The organism is Cytobacillus oceanisediminis, from assembly GCF_007830235.1.
Classification (GTDB): Bacteria; Bacillota; Bacilli; order Bacillales; family Cytobacillaceae; genus Cytobacillus; species Cytobacillus oceanisediminis.
This window is the reverse complement of the sequence record NZ_VLKI01000049.1, coordinates 1-1,043: the sequence shown is the minus strand read 5'-3', so window position 1 is coordinate 1,043 and position 1,043 is coordinate 1. Positions and strand designations below refer to the sequence as shown.

Here is a 1,043-nt window from a genome sequence, read left to right as displayed (position 1 = left end):
CCATGTCCAGCTTGATTTTCGAGGTAAGATGACTATTAAATGTAACAAACCCCATTTTCACAAAGGGTGAAAATGGGGTTTGTCTACGGTCTGAACCTCTAACAACCGTTAGAGGTTTCCTGCAGATACTTCAAAGTAAATCAGATGAGGTGACGGCTGATTTGTTTAAAACTTTGCTGATTCCTGAAATCGACAGAGCCAATAAAATTATTTCCGATTTCCTCAGAATGGCTAAGCCTGCAGAAATTACAACAGAAGAGATAAAAGTGAAGGAATTTTTGTATGATAATTTAGGTAAATTCTTAAATAGTAAAGCGTTGCTTCATAATATTGTTATTGAATATGAAACAAATCCCGATATGCTTCACTGCTCTTTTCAAGTGAACCGAGAAGAACTTTTGCAGGTTTTTATTAACCTGTTACAAAATTCACTGCAGGCAGCGGGGAGTGCTGAATTGAAAATCCAGTTGAAGGCTGAAAGGGCAGGGAATGTAATAAGGTTCACTTTTAAAGATAACGGCAAGGGTATTAGCGAATCGATTATTGAACATATATTTGACCCTTTCTTTACAACAAAAGAGGAAGGGACAGGCCTTGGTCTTTCTGTTTCACAAAAAATAATTGAAAACTATAAAGGCACAATGGATGTTCTAAGTGATAGTTCTGGGACGAGCTTTATTATAGACTTGCCGATCTCAAATCCAGAGAATGAAATGGAATAAACTACCACGATAAAGGCGTTGACTGTAATCCTAGCTGGTGCTATTATTTAAGGACAGCTTTCGGGGAAACAGAAAACAGTTAATGAGTTGAAAAAACTTTAACAAAACTGTTGACGTTGAAAGTTTTGTGTGATATATTAGTAAAGTTGCTTTAAAAAACCTTATCCCTGCGCGGCAGCTTTCGAGGGAGAAATCCGCGGCTCGTCGCAAAGTAAATGTTGTAATATCTATGATGTTGCTAACGAGGTTAATGAAGCAAGCAGCATTGTTCTTTGAAAACTGAACGAACAAAAACGTCAACGTTAATTCTTTAGTCTTTTT

1 protein-coding gene is annotated in these 1,043 nt (G+C 36.9%); it reads left to right on the top strand.

Annotated elements, in window-relative coordinates; all coding sequences use genetic code 11:
• Positions 1-161: 161 nt before the first annotated feature.
• Complete coding sequence (locus tag IQ19_RS27600) at positions 162-722, top strand: ATP-binding protein (protein ID WP_242021155.1); 561 nt, start codon at positions 162-164, stop codon at positions 720-722.
• The last annotated feature ends 321 nt before the right edge of the window (positions 723-1,043 follow it).